This window comes from Vibrio sp. 10N.286.49.B3 (assembly GCF_002873395.1).
In the GTDB taxonomy this organism is placed as follows: Bacteria; Pseudomonadota; Gammaproteobacteria; order Enterobacterales; family Vibrionaceae; genus Vibrio.
In genome coordinates, this window is sequence record NZ_MCUV01000069.1 from 1 (window position 1) to 586 (window position 586).

The following is a 586-nucleotide window of genomic DNA, read 5'->3' on the forward strand; positions in this document are numbered from 1 at the left end:
TAATCAGTCAGCTTTCCAAATTGTTAAAGAGCAATGTTAGTTTCTTTCGAAACAAACCATTTTTAAGAGTACTTAAGGCTTTCTTTGAAAGAAATACGCTTAAAGATGGTGGGCGATACCGGGCTCGAACCAGTGACCCCCTGCTTGTAAGGCAGGTGCTCTCCCAACTGAGCTAATCGCCCACATTATTGTTCTACCAAACTTGATAAAACAACTTCCTGTGGCAGGAAGAGTGATGAAACATCATCATTAAAAAGCATTGGGATGCTTTCTACTCTTAAACTTTTTAAACCATCAATCTGTGTGGGTACTCATCGTGAAAATCTTCGTATAAGGAGGTGATCCAGCCCCAGGTTCCCCTAGGGCTACCTTGTTACGACTTCACCCCAGTCATGAACCACACCGTGGTGATCGTCCTCCACTCTCTCCGAAGAAAGGGCGGTTAAACTAACCACTTCTGGTGCAGCCCACTCCCATGGTGTGACGGGCGGTGTGTACAAGGCCCGGGAACGTATTCACCGTAGCATTCTGATCTACGATTACTAGCGATTCCGACTTCATGGAGTCGAGTTGCAGACTCCAATCC

The 586-nt window shown here is 46.1% G+C and carries 1 tRNA gene and 1 rRNA gene; both read right to left on the minus strand.

The annotated features are described in order from the left end of the window. Positions 1-106: 106 nt before the first annotated feature. A tRNA-Val gene (locus tag BCU68_RS16480) sits at positions 107-182 on the minus strand. Positions 183-331: 149 nt separating this feature from the next. After that, positions 332-586 (minus strand): 16S ribosomal RNA (locus BCU68_RS16485); the annotation flags it as partial.